Consider the following 24,282-nt stretch of genomic DNA (forward strand, 5'->3'; position numbering starts at 1 on the left):
CGTTTTCATTTTGGTGCACGGCAGAACAGTGCGGAATCTGTTCCAATTCCCAAACTTATGAAGACTTACCCCTCGTCCACTCCCCCCACCCCATCCGAAACACCGCTCCAAGGCCCTGTCCACCGCTGGCTGGTGCTGGCCCTGGTGTCCGTGGCCCTGTCGATGATCGTGGTGGATGTGACCGTGCTCTACACCGCACTGCCGACCTTGACCCACGCGCTGTCGGCATCGGCCAAGGAAAAACTCTGGATCGTGAACATGTACCCGCTGGTGGTGGCCGGGCTGTTGCCTGGAGCCGGTGCATTGGGAGACCGCTATGGCCACCGGCGCGTCTTCATGCGCGGACTCGTGGTGTTTGGCGTGGCATCGCTGTGGGCCGCCTATTCGCCCACAGCCACTTCGTTGATTGCCGCCCGCGCCATGCTGGCCGTGGGGGCAGCCTTGATGATGCCTGCAACGCTGGCCATCATTCGCCACAGTTTCCCGGATCAAAAAGAGCGCGGCTTTGCGATTGGCGTATGGGCTGCCGTCGCTTCGGGCGGAGCCGCTCTGGGGCCGGTGGTCGGGGGTTTTCTGCTGGAATATTTCTGGTGGGGCGCGGTGTTTCTCATCAATGTGCCGGTGGTGGTGCTCGCCCTGCCGCTGGTGGCCTGGTTCATTGCCAACGATGCCGGTAACGCCCAGCGCGACTGGGATCGCATCGGCTCGGTGCTGGTGCTGCTCGGCCTGTTGGGAAGCACCTATGCCATCAAGGCGGCGGCACAGAACCAGCCTGCGTGGCTGGAAGTGCTGGGCACCGCTTTGCTGGGCGTGGCCTTTCTGGCGGCATTCGCATGGCGGCAAGTGCACATTCACAACCCGTTGATTGATTTCAGTCTGTTTCGCCAGCGCGATTTTTCTTCTGGCGTGCTGGCAGCCGTGACCGTGGCTCTGGCCTTGGTGGGCTTCCAACTGGTATTCAGCCAATGGCTGCAACTGGTGCTGGGGCTGTCGCCACTGACCGCCGCCTACTACATGCTGCCAATGCCGGTGGCGGCTTTTCTGGCTGGGCCGGTGGCCGGGTTGTGGCTGCCCCGTGCAGGCTCCAAGACGATTCTGGTAGCGGGAATGACAATGGCAGGGCTGGGGCTTCTGGCGGCTGTGTGGCACTATGAAGCCGCCTCCTGGCCCCTGCTGATCGGTCTGGCCGTCTTTGGCCTGGGGGCGGGCACGGCCATTACGGGTGCATCCAGTGCCATCATGTTCACGGCACCGCCGCACAAGGCGGGCATGGCGGCCTCCATCGAAGAAGTCTCCTACGAGTTGGGCGGCTCGCTGGGTGTGGCCCTGATGGGCAGCCTGATGACCGCCAGCTATGCTGCCGCACTGTACCTGCCAGAGGCACAGAACTTCAGCCCCGTGGTGTTCGACAGCCTGGACGAAGCCCTGCTGGTCGCAGCTTCCCTGCCCCCTGCCACGGCCAATGCCCTGGTCACGGCGGCACATGCCGCATTCGCACACGCCTTTGTCGTGGTGGCGGGCAGCATCGGGGGCCTGCTGTTGTTGGCCGCGCTGGTGGTAGGGTTGAGGCGCAGGGATGGGCACGCATGACTCTTGTTTTGCGCCAGAATCTGTCATCCATTCCATGACTTTTGCATGCGAGCATCACCATGAGCCACACCCCCATCACTCCCGGCCATGCCACCATCTACCACAATGGCCGTTGCGCAACCTCCCGTCAGGCCCTTCAGTTGCTACAGGAGCATGACTACGCGATCACCATCGTGGACTACCTTGCCACGCCGCCCGACCGTGCCACCCTGCAACGGCTCATCCACGACAGCGGCCTGAGCGTGAGAGAAGTGGTGCGCAGCAAGGAAGCCCTCTTCACGGAACTGAGACTGGACTCCAGCGACACCACCGATGAACAGTTGCTGGATGCCATGTCGCAACACCCGATACTCATCAACCGCCCACTGGTGGTCACACCCAAAGGCACACGGCTGGCGCGCCCGCCGGAAGTCTTGCAGGAGATTATTTGACAGAGCCAGTGGCCACCCCAACGGCTGCCCGATGATTTGTCACACAAAGCCCATAGCATGGTCGTTCCACCAACCACTGGAGCGCACCATGTCCGACGAGAAGTACCAATCTGCCGCCATCCTGGCCGACAACTACATTGAAGTCATCCTCTCCACCAGCCCGGAACTGCTGGTGGCCGACATCACCGAAAGCGACGAAGAAGGCGTACAGGATGCTGCCCGCCGTCTGGCGATTTTCCGTGCCAGCCTCGTCGAGGAATTGCTGGATCAGCCTCTGGTCGAATACGGCTCCAGCGACGATGACGAAGAGGAAGAAGAAGACGACGAGCAGAACTGAATGCAGGCGGGCCGTTCAGGCCAGCACGGCATGAATCCGGCCCACGCATTCTGAGAACGCAAACACGCTCTGAAGACGTGAGCCACCACCCAAAGCGGGCGTGCTACCTGGCACCCCCGCTTTTGCTTTTACCGGTGGGGATAGGGGGCATCGAAACGCTGTCGCTGCCAATGGCGATCCGGTGGCGGGCCATAGGAAACGCCGGGGCGTGGTGCAGGTGCCGCCTGCCAGTGCGGTCGCTGCGGATGCACCGGCGCAGGCACTGCCGCATGATGCCGTGGCACCACCACGCGGTGCGGTGGCGGTGGGGGCGGCGGCCCTCGGTGATGTACCACCCGTGGTGGTGGCTGATGGCGTACAGCCGGTGGCACAAAACGGGGAGGTGGCGGTGGATACGGTGCCACGACGACCGGCGCGACCATGGGTGGCACCACATGGACAGGCCGGGTGTGTGGCCAGACCGTGACGGGCGAATAATGCACCACAGGCGGCCTGACATAAACCACTCCGGGAGTTGCCACCCCCACAGCCCCATGCTGCACCACAGTCTGATGGTGCCGGTAGTAGGGCAGGCGGCTGTGCACGTTCACCGAGGCGCGGGGCTGTGCATGAAAGCCACCCGATCCGACGCTAATCGACCAACCCACGCCCGATGCGGCTGCGGGCAATGCCATGGCACAGCCCAGACCCAGCAGCATGGCCATGCTTCTGAAACCCCGGCCATGAAGAAGCGCGCGACGTGCCTGGGCAGTGGCCCGCTGCACTCCCTGTGAAACCACACTTGCGATATATTCCATGAAACCCACCTCCTGATTCTGTATGGTCATTGACTATTCCATCGTGGCAGGAAATTCGGTTCCTTTGGATTACAAAGGTTCCAGCGCGACAAGCAAGGGGCGGCAGGTTTACATGGGCTTTACCAGAGAAAGCCGCCGCCAAAACAGGGGCAGCCCCATCATCAGGCATCCTGCTTGCGGAACACCAGGCTGGCCACGGTCGCCACCGTCATGGCACCGACGATCACCGCCAGCGAAGTCCAGGTGGAAATCTCAGGTGCCCACAGCACGGGTTGGCCACCATTGATGAACGGCACTTCATTGACGTGCATGGCATGGAAGAACAGCTTCGCCCCGATGAAGGCCAGAATGAAGGCAATGCCCAGGTGCAGATAGGCCAGTTTGTCCAGCAGCCCCCCCAGCAAGAAGTACAACTGGCGCAGACCCATCAGCGCGAAAATATTGGCCGTGAACACGATGAACGGGCTTTGCGTGATGCCGAAGATCGCCGGAATCGAGTCAATCGCAAAGATCAGGTCGGTAAAGCCAATGGCGATGAACACAATAATCATCGGTGTCCAGACCTTGCGTCCTTCAAACACCGTGCGGATTTTTGCGCCATCGAAGTGCGGGGCAATTTCCATGCGCTTGCGCACCAGCCGCACGATGGCAGGCTCGTGATTCTCGTCTTCATCGCCACCGGCAAACGCCTGCTTGTAGGCGGTATAGACCAGGAAGGCACCGAAGATATAGAAAATCCAGCTGAAGTTCTGGATCAGTTGCGCACCCAGCAGAATGAAGATGCCGCGCAGCACCAGTGCCAGGATGATGCCCACCATCAGCACCTCCTGCTGGTACTTCTTGGGCACCTTGAACTGCGACATCAGCAGCACAAACACGAACAGATTGTCGATGGAAAGCGAATATTCGGTCAGCCACCCGGCCACGAACTGGCCCGCGGACTCGCCCCCGGCGAACACGAACATCAGCGCGGCAAACACCAGTGCCAGACCGATATAGAACGTCACCCAGCCAGTGGCCTCCTTCATCGAAGGAATGTGCGGGCGTTTGATGATGATGAGCAGGTCGGCGACGAGAATCAGCGTCAGAATGACGAGCGAGCCGACTTCAAACCAGAGAGGAAGTGCGAGATCCATGCTGTGTACCTTGTTGTATGCCATCAGCCCAGGCCGATGGCAATGAAATGGAGGTTTGCGGGCACGAAAGTCTCTCCCCCGTCCGCAGCCGCACAGCACAACGCTGGCACAGCCACACTGGCGGTACTGCACCCGGAAGCGGCCACCGCCCCATTCAGGCCGGATGTACACTCCGTGATGACGGATGCAGCAATTGCGGGATACTCCCTTTCGGGGACTTTCGGGAAGTCGAACCTATGTATGTGGTCAAACTTCCCGAAGGCGACGTATTAAACCACAATTCGCCCGGCAGTGCCTGCGCGCCCTGCCCGGTTGCACCACCCTAAGGAAGGTCTGCAAAACCCGTTGCGCCGCCCGCATCCCGCCACTGGGCGCATCGCCGCGTTGGCTTTTGCGGTCAATAGCCCCGCTATTGACCGCAAAAGCCGCCTTGCGCTGCATCCCACTGGCGGGCGCGGGCTTACCGCAAGGGTTTTGCAGACCTTCCCTAATGCTGTACCATTTCACCCCCTGAACCGATTCCCCGACCCGCGCCCCGGCATGCCCGGCATCCGCTCCATGAACGAAACATTCACCCACCTGCTGGCCAAGGCCGACCGGCTGCTCGACCGGCTCGATGCCCTGTTGCCCACCCCGCTGACCGCGCCCGACTGGGACGAGGCCGTGGCCTGGCGGTATCGCAAGACCGTCAATGGCCGCGCCCGGCTGGAAGCAGTGCGCCACGTCGCCCCGCTGGCTCTGGATGCCCTGCGCGAAGTGGATACGCAAAAAGAGCGCATCGTCGCCAACACGCGCCAGTTCGTGCAGGGGCGGCCCGCCAACAACGTGCTGCTGACCGGCGCGCGCGGCACGGGCAAATCCTCGCTCATCAAGGCCTGCCTGCACCACTTTGCCCCCCAGGGACTGCGCCTCATCGAGGTGGACAAGGACGATCTGGTGGACTTGCCGGACATCGTGGAGACCGTGGCCGATTCTCCGCTGCACTTCATCATCTACAGCGACGACCTCAGCTTCGATGAAGGCGAAAAAGGCTACAAGGCCCTCAAATCCATTCTGGATGGCTCGATTGCCAGTGCCACGCCCAATGTGCTGGTCTATGCCACCAGCAACCGCCGCCACCTGCTGCCCGAATACATGGCCGACAACCAGTCCGTCAAGCATACGGCCAGCGGCGAAATTCATCCCGGCGAAGCCATCGAGGAAAAAGTGTCGCTGTCCGAACGCTTTGGCCTGTGGATCAGCTTCTACCCGTTCAGCCAGAACGAATACCTGGCGATTGCCATGCAATGGCTGCGCCATTTCGGCCTGCCCGAAGCCCAACTGGCCCAGGCCCGCCCCGAAGCCCTGGTCTGGGCACTGGAGCGCGGCTCGCGCAGTGGCCGGGTGGCCTACCAGTTTGCCCGCGACTACCTGGGTCGTCAGGGCCAAGCCTGAACCCTACACACACTCCCTACTCATGAACGCCACACTCACCCCATCCACCCCGCCCCGGGTCGAAGTCGCCGTTGCCATCCTGCTGCGCGACGACGACCGCGAATTCCTGCTCGGCTCCCGCCCGCACGGCAAGCCCTATGCGGGCTACTGGGAGTTTCCGGGCGGCAAGCTGGAGGCCGGGGAAAGCGTGGCACAGGCCCTGCAACGCGAAATGCACGAAGAACTGGGCATCCAGATCGACCACCAGCACGTTGAAATCTGGCGCACCACCGAACACGACTATCCCCACGCCCAGGTGCGCCTGCACTGGTGCAAGGTGCGCCTCTGGCAGGGCAATCCCCAGCCACAGGAAGGCCAGCAAATCGCCTGGCAAAGCCTGCCTCCCACCGTCGAGCCGATTCTGCCCGGCGCATTTCCGGTGCTGGATGCACTGCAACACAGCACACCCCAAATCTGACCGCCATGACCGCTCACAAAGTTCTCTTTGGCTTCCATGCCATCACCGTGCGGCTCAAGACCGCCCCCGAATCCGTTCAGGAAGTGCTGTTCGATGCCTCGCGGCGCGATGCCCGCATGAAGCAGTTCCTGACCCGTGCGCGCGAGGCCAATGTCCGCCTCATCGAGGCCGACTCCCTGCGCATCGCCAAGATGGCCGGCAGCCACGGCCACCAGGGCGTGGCCGCGCGCGTCGCCGCCCTGCCCTCGGCCCACAGCCTCGATGACCTGCTCGACCAACTGCCCGCCAACGCCCTGCTGCTGGTGCTCGACGGCGTGACCGACCCGCACAATCTGGGAGCCTGCCTGCGCGTGGCCGACGGCGCGGGCGCGCATGCCATCATCGCGCCCAAGGACCATGCCGCCGGCATCAATGCCACCGTGGCCAAGGTGGCCAGCGGCGCGGCCGAAACCGTGCCCTACTTCATGGTCACGAATCTGGCGCGCACCCTCAACGAGCTGAAAGAGCGCAACATCTGGATCATCGGCACCAGCGACGATGCCGACAAGACCATCTACCAGACCGACCTGCGCGGCCCGATCGCCCTGGTACTGGGTGCAGAGGGAGTAGGCATGCGCCAGCTCACCCGCAAGACCTGCGACGAACTGGTCGGCATTCCGATGCAGGGTGCAGTGGAAAGCCTCAACGTCTCGGTCGCCAGTGCCGTCTGCCTGTACGAGGCCCTGCGCCAGCGGCAAGGTTGAAACCAACAGGCCGGTGTTGCCTTCGTGTCGTTGCTCAACACGTTGCATCTTGGCCAAATCGGGGGAAAATACAGGCCGCGCTTCGTCCCTGACACAACCGTGTCTTTTTTCAACCACGGGGCCTCTGTGCCCCCGCAGCACCCTCCATCATGAAAAAACGCACCCTGCTCCTCATGCTGTCCGCCACCGCCTTGCTGATGGCCTGTGGCAAGAATGAACCCGCCGCTCCATCGGCAGCCGCACCGGCACCTGCCACACCGGCCGCCATCACGAAAATCGTGGTGGGGCTGGACGACAACTTCCCGCCCATGGGCTTTCGCAACGAGCAGAACGAACTGGTCGGCTTTGACATCGACATGGCACGCGAAGCGGCCAAACGCCTGAACATCAATGCCGAGTTCAAGCCCATCGACTGGAATGCCAAGGAGGCCGAACTCAACGGCAAGCGCGTCGATGTGCTCTGGAACGGTCTGACCATCACCGAAGAGCGCAAGAAGAACATTGCCTTCACCGCGCCCTACATGGAAAACCACCAGATCATCATCGTCACCATTGCCTCGCCCATTCAGACCAAGGCAGACCTGCGCAGCAAGACCGTAGGGGCACAGGAAGGCAGCAGTGCCGTGGGAGCCATCGAGAAAGAAGCCGAAGTGGCCCGCAGCTTCAAGGAACTGAAGACCTTTGGCGACAACATCACCGCCCTGATGGACCTGGGCACTGGCCGCCTGGATGCCGTAGTGGTCGATGAAGTGGTGGGCCGCTACTATGTGGCCAAGCGTTCCAGCGAATTCCGCGTGCTCGACGAACACTTCGGCACCGAGGAATACGGTGTCGGCACGCGCCTGGAAGACACCGAGCTGCTCAAGCAACTCGACGAGACCCTGGCCAGCATGAAGCAGGATGGCACGGCCGCCCGCATCTCCACACAATGGTTCGGGGCCAACGTCACCAAGTGACCGGTCGGGAGCCGGCATCCGTGGCATCTTCCACGAGGTGGCTGGCAATCTCACGGTGGCGTTTCAGCGTGGTCCATTGCGGCTCGCGCTGAAACGCCGTTGCCAATTGCTCCACCAGGAACACCGAGCGGTGCTGCCCGCCGGTGCAGCCAATCGCCACACTGACATAGCTGCGGTGGTTCTGGGCATGTTGCGGCAACCACTTGTGCAGAAACTGGGCAATGTCCTGCTCCATGGCCTGTGCCGCAGGCTCTGCGGCCAGAAACTCGGCCACGGGTTTGTCCCGTCCGGTCAGTGGGCGCAATTCGGGCTGGTAGTAGGGGTTGGGCAACATGCGCACGTCGAACACATAGTCAGCATCGCGCGGAATGCCGCGCTTGAAGGCAAATGACTGGAACAGCAGCGTCAGGTGCCCCGGCGGAATCTCCAGAAACTGCTTGAGGTTAGCCTGGAGCTGCGCGGCACGACTGTGGCTGGTGTCGATGACCAGCGAGACATCGCGCAGTTGCGCCAGCAACTCGCGCTCCTTGCCAATGATCTGGGTGAGCGCATCGTCTCCATGGGCATCCGAGCCGCTGGAGAGCGGGTGGCGGCGGCGGGTTTCGGAGAATCGTCGCACCAGAGCCTCGGTGGAGGCATCCAGAAAAATGACCTGCAAGCGCACATCCTGCTGCTGGCGGATTTCCTGCACGATGCGGGGCACCAGTGGCAGCGAGGAGGCCGTGCGCACGTCAATCGCAATGGCAATCTTCTGGCTTTGCAGATTGCGGTCCAGCTCCAGGCTGGGCAGCAGCAATTCGGGCGGCAGGTTGTCGATGCAGAAATAGCCTGCATCTTCCAGCGCGTGCAATGCCACGGATTTGCCTGACCCGGACATCCCGGTGATGATGACCAACTCCAACATGTGTCAATTCTTTCTGGACTTTGCCCTGGAACGGGCGACCACAGGGCTTGCAGCAGCCCCGTCGAGCATTTCCCGTGCGTGGGCGCGGGTGGTGGCCGTGATGGTTTCGCCCCCCAGCATCCGCGCGATTTCTTCCACGCGCTGGGCCTCCTGAACCGGCTGCACGGTACTGCTGACGCTCTGTCCGGTTGGCTGTTTGCGCACCAGCAGGTGGTGGTGCGCACAGGCCGCCACCTGGGGCAGGTGGGTGACGGCCAGCACCTGCCGGTCGCCACCGAGCTGGCGCATGAGCCGTCCGACGGTCTCGGCCACTGCACCGCCCACGCCGGAATCGACTTCATCGAAAATCAGCGTAGGAGTAGCCCCCAACTGGCTGGTGGTGACGGCAATCGCCAGGCTGATGCGGGAGAGCTCCCCGCCCGAAGCAACCTTGCCAATGGGCCGTGGGCTGGCTCCTGCATGGCCTGCCACCTGAAACTCAATGCCATCCAGACCGTGCGCGGCAGGCTCTGCCAGTGCGTCCAGATGCACGACAAAACGCCCGCCGGGCATTCCCAGTGCCTGCATGGCGGCACTGATGGCCCCGGAGAGCCGGGGAGCCGCCTGGGCACGCTGGTGTGAGAGTGCCTGCGCCAGCGTCTGGTAGTGCTGCTGTGCCTGTGTCTGCGCGGCCTGCAACTGTTCCAGATCGGCCTGGTGTTCCAGTGCCGTGAGTTCGTCCTGCCATTGCTGCACCAGCGCAGGCAGTCTATCGGGCGGCACGCGGTAGCGGCGCGCCTGGGAGAGCCATTGTCCCACCCGTTCATCCAGAGCCTGCAAGGTGTCGGTGTCTGGTTCGGCGGCATCGCCATAGCTGCTGAGGCTGTGGGCCACATCGGCCACCTGATTGGCAGCGGCTTGCAGAATTTCGCCCCATTCGGCAAAACGCGGCTCCAGCGATGCCTGGGTCTGGAGCAGTTGCAGGGCGCGGTGGATGCCGGTGCTGGCTGCCCCTTCGTCTTCCAGTGCCGCCCAGGCCTGTCGGGCCGTGTCCTGCAAGGTCTGCGCATGCGACAGGCGGGTGTGGTCGGCGTTGAGTTCTTCCCACTCACCGGGCCGGGGAGCCAGCTTGGCCAGTTCGCCCAGTTGCCACTGCAACATCTCGCGGCGTTGCTGCAATTGCGCTTCGTTCTGGCGGGCATGTTGCAGGGCCTCCTGCGCCCTGCGCCAGACCTGCCAGGCCTGCTGCACGGGCTGGGGGTTGCTGCCGGCATAGCCATCGAGCAGGGCGCGCACGGCACTGGCACGGGTCAGGCTTTGCCAGGCGTGCTGGCCATGAATGTCCACCAAATGTTCGCCCACGGTGCGCAGTTGCGTGGCCGTGGCCACCGAGCCGTTGATCCAGCTTCGGCTGCGCCCCTGCGTATCCACGGTGCGGCGCAGCACAAGGCCATCGGTAGCGGTGTGATCGAAGCCGTGTTCCGTCAGCCAGTCGAGCAAATCCGGTGGAATGTCGAACTCGGCAGCGACTTCGGCGCGTTCCTCCCCCTGACGCACCCACAGGGCATCGGCACGTGCACCCAGCACCAGTTGCAGGGCATCGATGAGGATGGACTTGCCCGCGCCGGTCTCGCCACTGAGCACGGTAAAGCCGGTGTGCAGGTCAAGGTCCAGCGACTGCACGACCACGAAGTGGCGCAACACCATGCGGCGCAAGGCCATGTCAGCTCCCCCCCTCGTTCCAGCCCAACTTGTTGCGCAGCATGGCGTAATAGTTCCAGCCCTTGGGGTGCAGGAAACGGGCACTGTAGGTCGAGCGGCCCACCAGCAGACGGTCGCCCAGCAGAATGCTGGAGAAAGACAGCATGTCGAAGCTGGCACTCATGTCGCGCCCGCCCAGCACTTCGACGGCAATATCGCTGGAATCCGGCAGTACCAGCGGGCGGTTGGAAAGCTTGTGCGGGGCAATCGGCGCGACGACCCAGCCACCCGTGGCCGGATGCACGATAGGCCCGCCCACCGAAAGCGTGTAGGCCGTGGAGCCGGTGGGCGAGGCAATGATGAGGCCATCGGCGCGCTGGTTGGAGACGAACTGCCCCGACACTTCCATGCGGATTTCCAGCATGCCCGACAGCCCGCCCCGGCTGAGCACCACATCATTGACGGCATGGGCCTCGTAGATGCACTCGCCCGCGCGGATGACGCGGGCATGAATGAGCGGGCGCAAATCTTCATCGTAAGTGCCGTGCAGCATGGGGGCGAGCTGCTCCTGGAACCCTTCCAGCGGCAGATCGGTGACAAAGCCCACCCGGCCCTGGTTGATGCCGATCAGCGGCGTGCCATAACGCGCCAACTGGCGTGCAATGCCCAGCATGGTGCCGTCGCCACCAATGGCGATGCAGAGGTCGCACTGCTGGCCGATTTCGTCGGGGGTGAGCACGGGCCAGTGATCCAGCCCCAGATTTTCGCTGGTGTCGGTGTCCAGCACCACCTCGCAGCCCTGGCGGGCGAGGAACAGGGCCACATCTTCGACCACGGCACGCGAGATGTTGCTGATTTCCACCGAAGGAATGGTCTGGTATTTGCCAATCAGGGCAATGCGGCGAAACTTGGAAGGCATAGGATTTCTGTTCAGGCAGGCAGCAACGTGGGGGTGGCGCGACGGGTTTGGCAGACCTTCCCAAAGGCTCCCCAGCCAGTATAGCGGCTCCCTCTGGCGGCGCGAACGGCAACGCCCCCAATCCAGAACGGTGGCCCCACGGCCATGCGGATACTGGAGCACGACACAATGTGGATACGACAAGCCGGTATGATGGTGACCCTGCCGTTTTCCGGTTTCTGCTCCACTGCGGGCCTGTTCCATGACAACGCATCCACTGCCCCTTTCCACCCTGATCGCCACCAAGACCAAAGCCTATCTGGACCTGATCCGCTGGAACCGTCCGGCTGGCTGGCTGCTGCTGCTGTGGCCCACCCTCTCGGCCCTGTGGCTGGCCGCCGAAGGTTTTCCGGGCTGGCATCTGCTGCTGGTCTTTACCCTGGGCACGATTCTCACGCGCAGCGCGGGCTGCTGCATCAACGACATTGCCGACCGCGAATTCGATCGGCATGTCAAGCGCACGGTGGCGCGCCCCGTCACCAGCGGTCGCATCAGCGTGAAGGAAGCCACTGGCGTGGGGCTGGCCCTGACGCTGCTGGCCTTTGGGCTGGTGCTCACCACCAACCGCCTGACCGTGTACTGGTCGTTCTTCGCCGTGGCCATCACGGTGTTCTACCCGTATGCCAAACGCTTTTTTGCCATGCCCCAGGCCGTGCTGGGCGTGGCCTTCAGCGTGGGCATCCCGATGGCCTTCACTGCCGTGCAGGAGCAGGTTCCCGCCGTGGTATGGCTGCTGCTGGCCAGCAACCTGCTGTGGACGATTGCCTACGACACCGAATACGCGATGGTGGATCGGGACGACGATCTGAAGCTCGGCATGAAAACCTCCGCCATCACGCTGGGACGCTGGGACGTGGCGGGCGTGATGGCCTGCTACATCGTCTCGCTGCTGCTGTGGCTGTGGGCCGTGCAGCCCTACGCGCTGGGCTGGCCACAATGGCTGGCACTGGCGGTTGCGGCCACCCAGGTCTTCTGGCACTGGCGGTTGATTCGCCTGCGCGAACGCACCGACTGCTTCCGGGCGTTCCGCCTCAACCACTGGCTGGGCTTTACGCTGTTTCTGGGCATTGTGCTGGGCCTGTGGCTCGCACCTGCCTAAGAAGCTGTTCACCTCGCTCAATCTCCACCCCACTCTGCTGCCATGTCCACTCCTGCCCCGCCCAGTGCCCCTGCCAACCCCTGGTTCGACAGCCCGCGCCGCTACGGACGCATCAGCCGGATGCTGCACTGGGGCATGGCCCTGCTGATGGGCTGGCAATTCACCGGCATGGTGCTCAAGGTCACGCTGGACTTGAACCCACGCGAATCCTTCATGGTCGGCACGCACAACAGCGTGGGCATCGTGCTGCTGGTACTGGTCTTGCTGCGCGGCCTGTGGGCCTTGCTGAACCTGAAGCGCAGGCCAGCGCACGAGGCCACGCTGCTGGGCTGGGCCGCCATGCTCGGGCATGTGGGCCTGTACGGGCTGATGGTGCTGGTGCCCACCCTCGCGCTGCTGCGGCTCATCGGCTCTGGCCGCCCTTTCAGCCTGTTCGGCGTGGTGCCCTTGTTCGATGCCAGCGAACGGGTCGATTGGATGATGGCCCCTGCCAATGCTGCGCATGGCGTGCTGGGCTGGGTATTGCTGGCCCTGATTGCCGGGCACATCGGCATGGTCATCGTGCACCATTTCCTCTGGAAGGATGACACGCTGCACCGCATGGCAGGGCCTCGGCTGAAGTAAATCGACTCCTCCCAACCGCATTCAGCCCGAATCCAAAGGCTGGTGCTGCTGGCGGTACTGCTGTGGTGTTTGTCCCGTCCAGCCCAGGAAGGCACGCGCAAAGCTCTTGACGTTGTCGAAGCCGGACATGGCCGCAATCTGCTTGACCGGGTGGCGCGTGCGCACCAGCAGTTCGGTGGCGCGTTCGCGTCGCACCTCGTTCTTGATGGATTGCAGCGTCACGCCTTCTTCCTGGAGCAACCGGTGCAGACTGCGCACCGACAGATGCAGCTCGTGCGCCAGCGTCTGTGCGGTCTGCGGCGTGGCGTAGGGCGTGCTCAAACTGGCCCGCAATCGCTGGCGCACCCGGCGCAGCAGCGAACGGTCGCGCCGGTACGGCTTGACCATGACGTACAGCGCGCGGCGCAGCATGTCGTTGAGTTCGGTCTCGTTGCGGCACAGCGGCATCGCCAGGTGAGTGGCATCGAGGTGCAGGCAGGCCACCGGGGCATCGTAGCCAATCGGGCCGGGAAACAGCAGGGCGAGTGCATCGGCATAGGCGGGAGCCGGAAACGGCAGCTCCAGCCGCAACAGGCGAATGGGCGAATCCACCAGCCAGCAGGCCACACCATGCAGATTGCGCAGCATCGACACCAGGCAGAAGATGCGAAACACCCCCAGCGGCCGGTTCTCCTGCAAGACAATGCGCGCCTGCGCAGAGTCGCGCTGCCACTGCAACACCACGTCCTGGGTCAGCAGGCCGTGGTGGCGGCACCACCGCTGCAAGGCCACGCCCAGCGTGGGCGACGACAGCGATGCCCGCAGCAGCATGCCATAGCTGCCCCAGCGCATGGGCTGGCTGAACCAGCCCAGAGCCTCATCGTCCAGCTCGTGCATGGCATACGCCGACAGGCGTTCCATTTGCAGCGCGGTGATGCGCTCCACTCCCTCCCCTCCAGTACCCTGCTGCCACAACGATGGCGTGATTTGTGCCTGCTGCAACGCAGCCTCTGGACTGCGACCATACTTTGCATAGGCTGCCAGCACCGCCTGAAGAAACTCCACCGGCGTGGCATGTACCGGCCTGTAAAGGGTTTTTGGGGTCTTGCGGACAGACTCAAAATGATTCATGACCAAACTCCAGAAGAGAAACCATGCGAGACTATGGCCTGAAATGGCATGAATTGCAACCTTTTTGACCCACTTCGCCTGCGCGGTCGGCCTAACATCAAAGCCTTGAACCACAAAGGGCCGGGCACAGACCCCACCGTACAGGAGACACCCCTCATGAGCATCCTCCACAGCAGGCTCAATCCCCGCTCTGCCGACTTTCAGGCCAACGCCAGTGCCATGCACGCGCTGGTGGGCGATCTGCATGATCGCTTTGCCACCATCGAACAGGGCGGCGGTGCCGCTGCCCGCGAAAAACATCTGGCGCGCGGCAAGCTGCTGCCACGCGACCGCGTGCAGGCCCTGCTGGATCCCGGCTCGCCGTTTCTGGAAATTGCTCCACTGGCCGCGCTGAACCTGTACGACAATGCCGCGCCCGGCGCGGGCGTGATCGCGGGCATTGGCCGCGTCAGTGGCGTGGACTGCATGGTGGTGTGCAACGATGCCACCGTCAAAGGCGGCACCTACTACCCGATGACCGTCAAGAAACACCTGCGTGCCCAGGAAATCGCCCAGCAGAACCGCCTGCCCTGCATCTATCTGGTGGATTCGGGCGGGGCGAACCTGCCCAATCAGGATGAGGTGTTCCCCGACCGCGACCACTTTGGCCGCATCTTCTACAACCAGGCGAACATGAGCGCGCAGGGCATTGCGCAGATTGCCGTGGTGATGGGAAGCTGCACGGCCGGTGGCGCGTATGTGCCTGCCATGAGCGATGAGACCATCATCGTCAAGAACCAGGGCACCATCTTCCTGGGTGGCCCACCGCTGGTGAAGGCCGCCACCGGCGAAGTCGTCAGCAGCGAAGACCTGGGCGGCGGTGACGTGCACACCCGCCTGTCGGGCGTGGCCGACTATCTGGCGCAGAACGATGCCCACGCGCTGGCACTGGCCCGCGAAAAGGTGAAGAACCTGCACCGCGCCAAGCCCGCCGACCCGGCGGACGCACCGGCGCGCCCGCCCCGCCATGCCGCCGAAGAACTGTACGGCATCATCCCCACCGATACACGCAAACCCTTCGACGTGCGCGAGATCATCGCCCGCATCGTCGATGACAGCGATTTTGACGAATTCAAGGCCCGCTTCGGCACCACGCTGGTCACGGGCTTTGCCCGCATCGAAGGGATGCTGGTGGGCATCATTGCCAACAACGGCATTCTGTTTTCCGAAAGTGCGCAGAAAGGCGCGCACTTCATCGAGCTGTGCTGCCAGCGCAAAATTCCGCTGGTGTTCCTGCAAAACATCACCGGCTTCATGGTGGGGCGCAAATACGAGAACGAAGGCATTGCCCGCCACGGCGCGAAGATGGTCACGGCCGTGGCCACCGCCAACGTGCCCAAGTTCACCATCATCATCGGCGGCAGTTTCGGCGCGGGCAACTACGGCATGTGCGGGCGTGCCTACAGCCCGCGCTTTCTGTGGATGTGGCCCAACGCCCGCATCTCGGTGATGGGCGGCGAACAGGCCGCCAGCGTGCTGGCCACCGTGCGGCGCGATGGCATCGAAAGCCGGGGCGGCCAGTGGAGTGCCGACGAGGAAGAAGCCTTCAAGGCCCCGATCCGCGACCAGTACGAGGCCCAGGGCCACCCTTATTACGCCTCGGCACGCCTGTGGGACGATGGCGTGATCGACCCCGCCGACACGCGCCGCGTGCTGGCACTGGGGCTGTCGGCCACGCGCAACGCCCCGATTCCCGACGTGCAGTTCGGCGTGTTCCGCATGTGAGCACCGCTTCGGTCAAGCCCTGCTCCACCGCACTCCATCCTTTTGCCACCCCGCCGCCAGCATCACTGCTGCGGCCCCATCGGGATTGCCACCATGTTTCACAAAATCCTCATTGCCAACCGTGGCGAAATCGCCTGCCGCGTCGCCGCCACCGCACACCGTCTGGGCATCAAGACCGTGGCCGTGCATTCCGATGCCGATGCCCGAGCCAAGCATGTGCAAATGGCCGACGAGGCCGTCTCGCTGGGCGGCAACACGCCGCAGGAGAGCTATCTGCAATGGCAGCGCATCCTGGATGCGGCACGGGCCACCGGTGCGCAGGCCATCCACCCCGGCTACGGATTCCTGAGCGAAAACGAGGAGTTCGCGCAGGCCTGTGCCGATGCCGGACTGGTCTTCATCGGCCCGCCCCCTTCGGCCATTGCCGCCATGGGGCTGAAGGCCGAATCCAAACAGTTGATGGAAAAAGCCGGGGTACCGCTGGTGCCGGGCTACCACGGCCACGATCAGGATGCCTACCTGCTGCGCCGCGAAGCCGAGCGCATCGGCTACCCGGTGCTCATCAAGGCCAGCGCGGGCGGCGGCGGCAAGGGTATGCGCATCGTCGAGGATGCCGCCGCATTCGATGCCGCGCTGCAATCGTGCCAGCGCGAGGCCCGCAACAGCTTCGGTGACGATGCCGTGCTGGTCGAGAAATATGTGCAACGGCCACGCCACATCGAAATCCAGGTCTTTGGCGACACACACGGCAACTGCATCCACCTGTTCGAGCGCGACTGTTCGGTGCAACGCCGCCACCAGAAAGTGCTGGAAGAAGCCCCCGCCCCCGGCATGACCCCAGAGCTGCGCCAGCGCATGGGCGAAGCCGCCGTGGCCGCCGCCAGGGCCGTGAATTATGTGGGCGCGGGCACGGTGGAATTCATCGTCGAGCAACAGGACGATGGCCGCATGGATTTCTTCTTCATGGAAATGAACACGCGCCTGCAAGTGGAACACCCCGTCACCGAAGCCATCACCGGCACCGATCTGGTGGAATGGCAACTGCGCGTGGCAGCGGGCGAGCCACTGCCGCTGCGGCAGGAGCAACTGCGCATCCACGGCCACGCCATCGAGGCCCGCATCAACGCCGAAAACCCCGACAACCAGTTCCTGCCCGCCACCGGCACGCTGCATGGATACCGCAAGCCCGCCGCCAGCAGCTTCACGGTCGGCACCGTGCGGGTGGATGACGGCGTGCGCGAAGGCGATGCCATCAGCCCGTTCTACGACTCCATGATCGCCAAGCTCATCGTGCATGGCGACACCCGCGAACAGGCACTGGCGCGGCTGGACGAAGCCCTGTCGCAACTGCACATTGTCGGCCTGCCCAACAACGTGCAGTTCCTGCGTCGTGCCATTGCCACCGATTCATTCGCCCATGCGAATCTGGACACCGCGCTGATTCCACGCGAAGCCGCCCACCTGTTCGGCCAGCGATCCTGGAGCGTGGTGCACACCATCGCCGCCGCCATTGCCCACACCCTGCGCCACAAGGAACAGCGCGGCCCGCAACCGGGCAGCGACCCCTTCGGCCAGCGCGACGGCTGGCGCGGCTGGGGCGAGGCCAAACGCTTCTTCCAGTTCGAGCAGGACGGCACGCGGCTGGATGCCGTGCTGAGTTACCGCCACGATGGCACACTGCACCTGGGCATCCGCCCACATGGCGACCACCGTGCCGCCGCACTGGGCGAAGGCCCCCTGCGCCACGCCCCCGTGCCCGAGACGGATGCCACCGAAGTCGAATACCTGGGCCTGACACTGCGCAGTCAGGTGTACTGGCACGGCGATGCCGTGGAAGTCTTCGCACCCGAAGGCCACGACCGCATCACCCGCATCGACCCGCTGGCACAGCACGATGAGCAGAGCGAAGGCGGCGGCCTCACCGCCCCGATGCCCGGCAAGGTCGTCTCGTTTGCCGTGCAGCCCGGCGAACGTGTGCGCCAGGGACAACCGCTGGCCGTGCTGGAGGCCATGAAGATGGAACACACCATCGTCGCCCCGCGCGAGGGCATCGTCGCCGAACTGCTGTTCGCGCCGGGCGATCAGGTCACAGACGGCGCGCCGCTGCTGCAACTGGAGCCGCTCGAAGCCACTGCCCCCTGAACGGGCACAGCCCCCTCACCCCCCGCAACCGGCCCGCCCGAGGCCACCCATGACTACAACAGGAGACACACCATGCACCACCTTCCCGGACTTGACCACGACCTGGGCGACGACATCAACGCCCTGCGCGAAGCCGTGCGCAGCTTCGCCGCCGCCGAAATCGCCCCGCGTGCCGCCACCCTCGACCGCGACGACCAGTTCCCGATGGATCTCTGGCGCAAATTCGGCGAACTCGGGCTGCTGGGCATCACCGTGCCCGAAGAATACGGAGGCAGCAACATGGGCTATGTGGCACACATGGTGGCCATGGAAGAAATCTCCCGCGCCAGTGCCTCGGTGGCCCTGTCCTACGGCGCGCACAGCAACCTGTGCGTGAACCAGATCAAACGCAACGGCACCGACGCGCAACGCCAGAAATACCTGCCCGGACTGCTCAGCGGCGAGCACATTGGCGCACTCGCCATGAGCGAACCGGGGGCCGGTTCCGATGTGGTCAGCATGCAGTTGCGCGCCGAAGACCGGGGCGACCACTACCGGCTCAACGGCAGCAAAATGTGGATCACCAACGGCCCGGATGCCCACACCCTGGTGGTCTATGCCAAGACCGACCCGGCACAGGGTGCGCGCGGCATCACCGCCTTCATCGTCGAAAAAGGCATGAAAGGCTTTTCCGTCGCGCAGAAACTCGACAAGCTGGGCATGCGCGGCAGCCACACCGGCGAGCTGGTATTCGACAACGTGGAAGTGCCCACCGAAAACATCCTCGGCGGCGTGAACAACGGCGTGAAAGTGCTCATGAGCGGGCTGGACTACGAACGCGCCGTGCTGGCTGCCGGCCCCATCGGCATCATGCAGGCGGTAATGGACAACGTCATCCCCTACATCCACGACCGCAAGCAGTTCGGCCAGAGCATCGGCGAATTCCAGCTCATCCAGGCCAAGGTGGCCGACATGTACACCACCTTGCAGGCCGCGCGCAGCTTTGCCTACACCGTGGGCAAGAACCTCGACCGCCTCGACAGCCAGCATGTGCGGCAGGTGCGCAAGGACTGCGCCTCGGTCATCCTCTGGTGCGCCGAAAAAGCCACCTGGATGGCCGGTGAAGGCATCCAGATTTTCGGCGGCAACGGCTACATCAACGAGTACCCGCTGGGCCGCCTGTGGCGCGATGCCAAACTCTACGAAATCGGCGCGGGCACCAGCGAAATCCGCCGCATGCTGATCGGCCGCGAACTCTTCGCCGAAACCCGCTGATACAGCCACATCCGTTCCCCCAGGAGAAACCCGATGGCAGGTCTTTACTTCGAGCAATTTGAAATCGGCCAGGTGTTCCAGCACGACATCCGTCGCACCGTCACCGAAACCGACAACCTCATGTTCTGCGCCCTCACGCACAACCCGGCCGCCATTCACCTGGATGCCGAATACAGCAAGGGCACGGAATTCGGCCAGCCGCTGGTGAACAGCGTGTTCACGCTGGGGCTGATGGTGGGCGTGTCGGTGGGCGATACCACGCTGGGCACCACCGTGGGCAACCTGGGCTGGGACGAGGTGCGTTTTCCCAAGCCCGTATTCGTGGGCGATACCCTGCGCATCGAAACCAGCGTGCAGGAAAAGCGCGAGAGCCGCTCACGCCCGCACAACGGCATCGTGGTCTTCCAGCACCGCGCCTACAACCAGCGCGGCGAACTGGTGGGCAGTTGCAGCCGCACCGCATTGATGTTCCGGCTGCCTGCCAGCGGCACGAATGATACCGACACCCTGGAGACCACCTGATGCCGCATACTCCAGCCACCGCTGCATCCCACGCACCGCTGCGCTCCCTGCTGTTCGTCCCGGCCGACAGCCCACGCAAGCTGGACAAGGCCGCCGCCTCGGGAGCCGATGCACTCATCCTCGACCTGGAAGACTCCGTCGCCGCCGACCGCAAGGCCACGGCCCGACAGCTCGCGCTCGAATACCTGCACCAGCACCCCAAGGCCCAACGCCGCCAGCCACTGTGGGTGCGCATCAACCCGCTGGACAGCCCCTGGGCCATGCAGGACCTGTGCGTCTGCGCAGGCGCGCCCGACGGCATCATGCTGCCCAAGGCCAGCGCAGTGGCCGATGTACTGCGCCTGGGCCACGGCCTGGATGCCCTCGAAGCGCACCACGCCCTGCCCGCCCACGGCATCCGCATCCTGCCCATCGTTACCGAAGTGCCGCAGGCCCTGTTCGCCCTGCAAGCCTATCACCAGCAGCCCCATGCCCGTCTGCATGGACTGACCTGGGGTGCGGAAGACCTGGCCGCCGCCATCGGTGCCAGCCACAACCGCCTGCCCGATGGCCGCTATGACGACCTGTTCCGCCTTGCCCGCAGCCTGTGCCTGGCCGCAGCCAGTGCCGCTGGCGTGCAGCCGGTGGACACCATATGGGCCGACTACCGCGACAGCACCGGCTTGCAGGCCGAAGCCCAGGCGGCACGCCGCGCAGGCTTCACCGGCAAGCTGGCCATCCACCCGGCACAGGTTCCAATCATCAATGCCGCCTTCACGCCCGATGCAGCAGAAATCGCCTGGTTCGAGCGCGTCGTGCAGGCATTTGCCGACCAGCCCGACCAAGGCACCATCGGACTGGACGGCAAAATGCTCGACCTGCCGCATCTGCGCCAGGCCCAGCGGGTACTGGCACTGGCGGCACAACTCGCCCGGCGGGAGCAAGCCTGAGCACGGCCCTCTTTCCTTCCATGACGGCAGGAGAGGGCCGCCACCGTCGGGTCAGGAGCGGTAATCGGCGTTGATGCTCACATAATCGTGGCTGAGGTCACAGGTCCACACCGTATCCTCGGCATCGCCACGCCCCAGATCGACGCGGATGGTGATCTCCGCCTGCGCCATCACCCGCTGGCCATCTTCCTCGCGGTACTCGGCGCGACGGCCACCGTCCTGCACCACATGCACATCGTCCAGATACAGGGCAATCCGGTGCTGATCCAGATCGGCAATGCCCGCGTAGCCCACAGCCGCCAGAATGCGCCCCAGATTCGGGTCGCTGGCGAAGAAAGCCGTTTTCACCAGCGGCGAATGGGCAATCGAATACGCCACCTGCGCGGCCTCGGCAGATGTTTTGGCCCCCGTGATGCGGATGGTGATGAACTTGGTCGCACCCTCGCCATCGCGCACAATCGCATGGGCCAGTTGCTGGGCCACCGCACGCAAGGCCGCATACAGGGCCCGGCCTTCGCTGCTCTCCAGACTGGTGATGGGCGCATTGCCCGCCTGGTGCGTGGCCACCAGCACAAACGAATCGTTGGTGGACGTATCGCCATCGATGGTGACGCGGTTGAACGATTCATCGGCCAACTGGCGCACCAGTTGCGGCAGCAACTCCGGGGCGACGACCGCATCGGTGGCCACAAAGCCCAGCATGGTCGCCATATTCGGGCGAATCATGCCCGCCCCCTTGCTGATGCCGCTGACATGCACGGCCTTGCCCTCAATGGTCGCACTGGCACTGGCGGCCTTGGGCACGGTGTCGGTGGTCATGATGCCCTGGGCAGCCTGGAGCCAACGGGCGGCACTGCCCGCCTCGCCATCCTGGGCCTGCTGTGCCAGTGCGGGCAAGGCCGCCTCGATGCGATCGACCGGCAGCGGCTCCATGATGACCCCGGTGGAGAACGGCAACACCTGCACCGGCTCCAGCCCCAGTTGCGTGGCCACGGCCGCCGCTGTCTGGTGCGCATGGCGCAAGCCTGCCTCGCCCGTACCCGCATTGGCATTGCCGGTGTTGATGATGAAGGCCCGGATGCCCTGCCCCGTCACCTCGGCAGCCTGTGCCAGATGCTCACGGCTGACCTGCACCGGCGCGGCACAATAACGGTTCTGGGTGAACACCCCGGCCACGGCTGCCCCGTCATCCAGCACGAACAAGGTCAGGTCCTTGCGGTGGGCCTTGCGAATGCCCGCCTCGGCCACGGCAATGCGCACCCCCGCAACGGCCAGCAGATCGGAAACCTCAGGAACAGAAAGATTGACAGGCACAAAACACCTCTTGAATGGAGTTGAAACACGGAATAAAACAGGGACAATCATAGGGCGGATTGCCCCGTTGCCGCACCGGATTTTGGCACGGCAGCCATGCACTTCTTCGCAGAGGCTTGTCAGGCTCTGATGCTCCTGCGGCAAACTCCGTAGCATGTGCATAATGGCAACACCATGCAACATGATCCCACACCTCCTTCAGAGGTTCTTTCCGTCCTGCGCCGGTTCCGGCACATTTTCATGGCAGTTGGCGTGTTCACTGCCGTTCTCAACGTGTTGATGATTACGCCCATCATCTACATGCTGCAAGTCTATGACCGCGTGCTTGCCAGCCTCAACGTCACGACCCTGGTGATGCTCACGCTGATCGCGCTGGGGCTTTATGTGCTGATGGGCCTGCTCGAAGCCGTCCGGGGCAAAGCCCTGATCCGATTCGGCAATCAACTCGATGCCCAACTCAACGACCGCATATTCCGCGCCACCTACCAGAGCTACCTGCGCGAAGGCAACGGCAATGCCCAGCAGGCCCTCTCGGACTTCAACCAGATTCGGCAATTCCTCACCGGGCAGGGCATCATCTCCTTTTTCAACGCCCCATGGACCGTTGTATTTCTCGCCATCATCTTCCTGGTGCACTGGGCCTTGGGATGCCTGGTGCTTGCCGGTGCCATCGTCCTGATCGCGCTGGCCTTCATCAACGAATGGGCCACCAACGAACCCCTGAGCGAGGCCAACCAGTTGCGCATCCGTGCCAATGCCCAGGCTGCCAGCAATCTGCGCAATGCCGAAGTCATCGAGGCCATGGGCATGATCGCCCATGTGCGCCAACGCTGGCTGGCACGCCACCACGACATGCTCGACCACCAGACCCTGGCCAGCGAACGGGCCGTGGTCATCTCCTCGGCCACCCACGCCATCCGCATCGCCTTGCAATCCCTGACCCTGGGGCTGGGGGCATGGCTCTTCATCCAGAACCAGTTGGGCGCAGGCATGATGATCGCCGCGTCGCTGCTGAGCGGTCGCGCCCTCAGTCCCATCGAAGGCCTGATCGGACAATGGAAAAACTTCGTGGCCGCCCGCCGTGCCCACGACCGCATCCGCCAACTGCTGCACACCTACCCGGCAGACACACCCTCCCTACCCTTGCCAGCCCCCAAGGGCGAACTGCGCATCGAAGCCCTGTACGGCGGCCCGCCGGGCTCCAGCAAACCCATCGTGGGCAACATCCAGTTCTCCCTGCCCAGGGGCGAGGCACTGGGTATCATCGGCCCCAGTGCTTCGGGCAAATCCACCCTCAGCCGCCTGCTGGTGGGCATCTGGAAACCACTGTCGGGCAACGTCCGGCTCGACGGGGCCGATATCTTTGAATGGAACAAAGAGGAACTCGGGCCACACATCGGCTACCTGCCACAGGACATCGAACTCTTTGAAGGCAGCGTCGCAGAAAACATCGCCCGCTTCGGCCCACTGGACTCGCACAGCATCGTATCGGCCGCCCAGGAAGCTGGCGTGCACGACCTCATCCTGCGCCTGCCCGACGGCTACCAGACCGAAATCGGGGCCGGTGGCGTGAAACTCTCCGGCGGCCAACGCCAGCGCATTGCCCTGGCCCGCGCACTCTACAAAAAGCCCAGTCTGGTGGTGCTGGACGAACCCAACTCCAACCTCGACGACCAGGGAGAAAATGCCCTGATCCATGCCATCAACGCCATCAAGGCCCGCCACGCCACCGCCATCATCATCACCCACCGGCAATCGGTACTGGCAGCCACCGACAAACTGCTGCTCCTGAAAGAAGGAGCCGTGGTGCAGTTCGGCCCGCGCGACCAGGTCCTTGCCGCGCTGCGAGGCCACACGGCCACACCATCCCCGGCCATCCGAAAACCCGGAGCCCCGCGCATCCCCGCAAGCACAGCCAAAACCACCAGCCCACCGGCTTCAATCCATTGACATCCTCCCCTGCCTAAAGGCAGGAGATTCCTCCAGCGAGACGGCAATGCCCTGCCGCGAGAATGTTGCGTGCTGCGTTCACGTCGCGCTCGTGTGCCGCCCCGCAGTCGCTGCACGTCCATTCTCTTATTCCAAGACCTGCGATACCTTT

At 63.8% G+C, this 24,282-nt stretch carries 23 protein-coding genes; 15 read left to right on the forward strand and 8 right to left on the reverse strand.

Annotated elements, in window-relative coordinates:
- Positions 1-57: 57 nt before the first annotated feature.
- The 3 genes from BUE21_RS03280 to BUE21_RS03290 all read left to right on the forward strand — a co-directional run bounded on the left by BUE21_RS03280 (position 58) and on the right by BUE21_RS03290 (position 2,358).
- On the forward strand, positions 58-1,590 hold the full coding sequence (locus tag BUE21_RS03280) for an MFS transporter (protein WP_073354641.1): 1,533 nt from the start codon (positions 58-60) through the stop codon (positions 1,588-1,590).
- A gap of 59 nt (positions 1,591-1,649) precedes the next feature.
- Positions 1,650-2,021, forward strand: a complete 372-nt coding sequence (gene arsC, locus BUE21_RS03285) for an arsenate reductase (glutaredoxin) (RefSeq protein WP_073354692.1) — start codon at positions 1,650-1,652, stop codon at positions 2,019-2,021.
- Between the two features lie 88 nt (positions 2,022-2,109).
- On the forward strand, positions 2,110-2,358 hold the full coding sequence (locus tag BUE21_RS03290; protein ID WP_073354642.1) for a hypothetical protein: 249 nt from the start codon (positions 2,110-2,112) through the stop codon (positions 2,356-2,358).
- Positions 2,359-2,486: 128 nt separating this feature from the next.
- On the opposite strand, the gene BUE21_RS14110 is transcribed toward BUE21_RS03290, so the two are convergent.
- Together BUE21_RS14110 and BUE21_RS03300 are read right to left on the reverse strand one after the other, a co-directional pair.
- Positions 2,487-3,155: a hypothetical protein gene (locus BUE21_RS14110; RefSeq protein WP_143164396.1), complete on the reverse strand. Its 669-nt coding sequence runs from the start codon at positions 3,153-3,155 to the stop codon at positions 2,487-2,489.
- Between the two features lie 161 nt (positions 3,156-3,316).
- The gene (locus tag BUE21_RS03300) at positions 3,317-4,291 is read right to left on the reverse strand and encodes a TerC family protein (protein WP_073354694.1); all 975 of its coding nucleotides are present in this window, start codon (positions 4,289-4,291) and stop codon (positions 3,317-3,319) included.
- A 558-nt stretch (positions 4,292-4,849) separates the two neighbouring features.
- On the opposite strand from BUE21_RS03300, the gene BUE21_RS03305 reads away from it, so the two are divergent.
- From BUE21_RS03305 to BUE21_RS03320, 4 genes are all read left to right on the forward strand, one after another.
- On the forward strand, positions 4,850-5,725 hold the full coding sequence (locus tag BUE21_RS03305) for an ATP-binding protein (protein ID WP_073354697.1): 876 nt from the start codon (positions 4,850-4,852) through the stop codon (positions 5,723-5,725).
- Positions 5,726-5,747: 22 nt separating this feature from the next.
- Positions 5,748-6,182, forward strand: a complete 435-nt coding sequence (locus tag BUE21_RS03310) for an NUDIX domain-containing protein (RefSeq protein WP_073354646.1) — start codon at positions 5,748-5,750, stop codon at positions 6,180-6,182.
- Positions 6,183-6,187: 5 nt separating this feature from the next.
- Positions 6,188-6,925: a 23S rRNA (guanosine(2251)-2'-O)-methyltransferase RlmB gene (gene rlmB / locus BUE21_RS03315; protein ID WP_073354648.1), complete on the forward strand. Its 738-nt coding sequence runs from the start codon at positions 6,188-6,190 to the stop codon at positions 6,923-6,925.
- Between the two features lie 149 nt (positions 6,926-7,074).
- Positions 7,075-7,881: an amino acid ABC transporter substrate-binding protein gene (locus tag BUE21_RS03320; protein WP_073354650.1), complete on the forward strand. Its 807-nt coding sequence runs from the start codon at positions 7,075-7,077 to the stop codon at positions 7,879-7,881.
- Here BUE21_RS03320 and rapZ read toward each other — a convergent pair.
- The 3 genes from rapZ to BUE21_RS03335 are packed head-to-tail and all read right to left on the reverse strand — an operon-like array spanning position 7,871 to position 11,384.
- Positions 7,871-8,785 carry an RNase adapter RapZ gene (rapZ, locus tag BUE21_RS03325; protein ID WP_073354652.1) on the reverse strand — a complete coding sequence of 305 codons (915 nt, stop codon included), beginning with the start codon at positions 8,783-8,785 and terminating at the stop codon, positions 7,871-7,873. The two genes, BUE21_RS03320 and rapZ, sit on opposite strands and share 11 nt — an antisense overlap.
- 3 nt (positions 8,786-8,788) lie before the next feature.
- The gene (gene recN, locus BUE21_RS03330) at positions 8,789-10,486 is read right to left on the reverse strand and encodes a DNA repair protein RecN (RefSeq protein WP_073354653.1); all 1,698 of its coding nucleotides are present in this window, start codon (positions 10,484-10,486) and stop codon (positions 8,789-8,791) included.
- 1 nt (position 10,487) lies between these two features.
- Positions 10,488-11,384 carry an NAD kinase gene (locus BUE21_RS03335; RefSeq protein WP_073354654.1) on the reverse strand — a complete coding sequence of 299 codons (897 nt, stop codon included), beginning with the start codon at positions 11,382-11,384 and terminating at the stop codon, positions 10,488-10,490.
- 241 nt (positions 11,385-11,625) lie between these two features.
- Between BUE21_RS03335 and ubiA the strand changes: the two genes are divergently transcribed.
- Both ubiA and BUE21_RS03345 read left to right on the forward strand, forming a co-directional pair.
- Positions 11,626-12,522 carry a 4-hydroxybenzoate octaprenyltransferase gene (gene ubiA / locus BUE21_RS03340; protein WP_073354656.1) on the forward strand — a complete coding sequence of 299 codons (897 nt, stop codon included), beginning with the start codon at positions 11,626-11,628 and terminating at the stop codon, positions 12,520-12,522.
- Between the two features lie 42 nt (positions 12,523-12,564).
- On the forward strand, positions 12,565-13,146 hold the full coding sequence (locus tag BUE21_RS03345) for a cytochrome b (protein ID WP_073354658.1): 582 nt from the start codon (positions 12,565-12,567) through the stop codon (positions 13,144-13,146).
- Between the two features lie 21 nt (positions 13,147-13,167).
- Here the strand turns inward: BUE21_RS03345 and BUE21_RS03350 are convergent, their stop codons facing one another.
- On the reverse strand, positions 13,168-14,256 hold the full coding sequence (locus tag BUE21_RS03350) for an AraC family transcriptional regulator (protein WP_073354660.1): 1,089 nt from the start codon (positions 14,254-14,256) through the stop codon (positions 13,168-13,170).
- Between the two features lie 156 nt (positions 14,257-14,412).
- Here BUE21_RS03350 and BUE21_RS03355 point away from each other — a divergent pair, with 156 nt between their 5' ends.
- The 5 genes from BUE21_RS03355 to BUE21_RS03375 all read left to right on the forward strand — a co-directional run bounded on the left by BUE21_RS03355 (position 14,413) and on the right by BUE21_RS03375 (position 20,867).
- A complete protein-coding gene (locus BUE21_RS03355; protein WP_073354699.1) occupies positions 14,413-16,020 on the forward strand; it encodes a carboxyl transferase domain-containing protein in 1,608 nt (535 codons plus the stop codon).
- A 93-nt stretch (positions 16,021-16,113) separates the two neighbouring features.
- Positions 16,114-18,162 carry an acetyl/propionyl/methylcrotonyl-CoA carboxylase subunit alpha gene (locus BUE21_RS03360; RefSeq protein ID WP_073354662.1) on the forward strand — a complete coding sequence of 683 codons (2,049 nt, stop codon included), beginning with the start codon at positions 16,114-16,116 and terminating at the stop codon, positions 18,160-18,162.
- Positions 18,163-18,234: 72 nt separating this feature from the next.
- Entirely contained in the window at positions 18,235-19,416 is a 1,182-nt protein-coding gene (locus BUE21_RS03365; RefSeq protein WP_073354664.1) for an isovaleryl-CoA dehydrogenase, read from the forward strand.
- Positions 19,417-19,449: 33 nt separating this feature from the next.
- Positions 19,450-19,938 (forward strand): MaoC family dehydratase, encoded by a 489-nt coding sequence (locus tag BUE21_RS03370; RefSeq protein ID WP_073354666.1) that lies wholly within the window; start codon positions 19,450-19,452, stop codon positions 19,936-19,938.
- Complete coding sequence (locus tag BUE21_RS03375) at positions 19,938-20,867, forward strand: HpcH/HpaI aldolase/citrate lyase family protein (protein WP_073354667.1); 930 nt, start codon at positions 19,938-19,940, stop codon at positions 20,865-20,867. Before BUE21_RS03370 ends, BUE21_RS03375 begins: the two co-directional genes overlap by 1 nt.
- Positions 20,868-20,918: 51 nt before the next feature.
- Here BUE21_RS03375 and argJ read toward each other — a convergent pair whose 3' ends face one another.
- Positions 20,919-22,181 carry a bifunctional glutamate N-acetyltransferase/amino-acid acetyltransferase ArgJ gene (argJ, locus tag BUE21_RS03380; RefSeq protein ID WP_073354668.1) on the reverse strand — a complete coding sequence of 421 codons (1,263 nt, stop codon included), beginning with the start codon at positions 22,179-22,181 and terminating at the stop codon, positions 20,919-20,921.
- Between the two features lie 174 nt (positions 22,182-22,355).
- Between argJ and BUE21_RS03385 the strand changes: the two genes are divergently transcribed.
- On the forward strand, positions 22,356-24,131 hold the full coding sequence (locus tag BUE21_RS03385; RefSeq protein ID WP_084522766.1) for a type I secretion system permease/ATPase: 1,776 nt from the start codon (positions 22,356-22,358) through the stop codon (positions 24,129-24,131).
- Between the two features lie 13 nt (positions 24,132-24,144).
- Here BUE21_RS03385 and BUE21_RS03390 read toward each other — a convergent pair.
- The coding region (locus BUE21_RS03390; RefSeq protein WP_143164397.1) for a zinc ribbon domain-containing protein at positions 24,145-24,282 on the reverse strand (138 nt) is incomplete at its 5' end.

The organism is Lampropedia hyalina DSM 16112 (assembly GCF_900129055.1).
Lineage (GTDB): Bacteria > Pseudomonadota > Gammaproteobacteria > Burkholderiales > Burkholderiaceae_C > Lampropedia > Lampropedia hyalina.